Annotated in this window: 1 protein-coding gene; it reads right to left on the reverse strand. The window is 59.7% G+C overall.

The genetic code is table 11. The annotated features are described in order from the left end of the window. Positions 1-30: 30 nt before the first annotated feature. Positions 31-1,059, reverse strand: a complete 1,029-nt coding sequence (locus tag JFT63_RS29350; protein WP_003465026.1) for an IS30 family transposase — start codon at positions 1,057-1,059, stop codon at positions 31-33. Positions 1,060-1,114 lie beyond the last annotated feature (55 nt).

Below are 1,114 nucleotides of genomic sequence, written 5' to 3' on the forward strand. Positions count from 1 at the left end.
GGGCGGTTACAGGAGCTGAGTGCAACACGGTTATTGAATTGAAGCTGGAGCATCATGCCGCATAGCCATAGCTTCCTGCATCACCTCGTCCATAACCTCGATCGGACACTTGAAGTCGAAGCGCTTACGGGGGCGCATGTTCAGTTGCAGTGCGATGGCATCCAGTTCCTCCTGGCTATGCACCGACAAGTCCGTGCCTTTGGGCAGGTACTGGCGGATCAGGCCATTGATGTTTTCGTTACTGCCGCGCTGCCAAGGGCTGTGCGGGTCGCAGAAGTAAATCGCCACCCCGGTCTGCTGGGTGATTTCAGCATGCCGCGCCATTTCTCGGCCCTGGTCGTAGGTCATGCTCTTGCGCATCGCCAGCGGCATGCCATTGAGCGCTGCACTGAAGCCTTCCATCGCCGAGGTCGCCGTCGCGTCGTTCATCTTCACCAGCATCAGGTAGCCACTGGTGCGCTCCACCAGCGTACCTACAGACGAGGCGTTGGCCTTGCCCTTGATCAGGTCGCCTTCCCAATGCCCTGGCATCAGTCGGTCTTCGATCTCCGGCGGACGTACATGAATACTGACCCTCTCAGGGATCTGACCGCGCCGATCCACGCCGCCAGAGCGCGGCCTGCGCATCGTCTTGCTTTGGCGCAGGCAGATGATCAGCTCTTTACGCAGCTCGCCGACTGGCAAGGCATAGATCGCGTTATAGATCGTCTCGCGACAGACGTAGGCATCTCTGAGGCTGGGAATATTCATGCTGCGCAGCTTGCCGGCAATCTGCTCGGGAGACAAACGCTCACGCAGCATATGCGCCACCAATTCGAAGCGCTCGCTACCCGGCAACAGCTTTTGCTTCGGTCGACACACCTGACGGCGGGCCTGCATCTGCTGCTGGGCCACGCGGGCCGAGTAGCCGCCACAGGCATCTCGATTGCGGCGCAGCTCCCGGCTGATGGTCGAAGGGGATCGGTTGATCAAGCAGGCAATCCCGCGCAGGCTGAAACCTTGGGCATGACCGATTTGAATGGTGGCGCGCTCTTCAACGCTGAGTTCGGAATAAGACATAGGGACAGCACCGTACCGGAAAGGTCAGGTGTTGCACTCAGTTTTCGCCGCCGCC

The organism is Pseudomonas sp. MF7453 (assembly GCF_016405455.1).
In the GTDB taxonomy this organism is placed as follows: domain Bacteria; phylum Pseudomonadota; class Gammaproteobacteria; order Pseudomonadales; family Pseudomonadaceae; genus Aquipseudomonas; species Aquipseudomonas paralactis.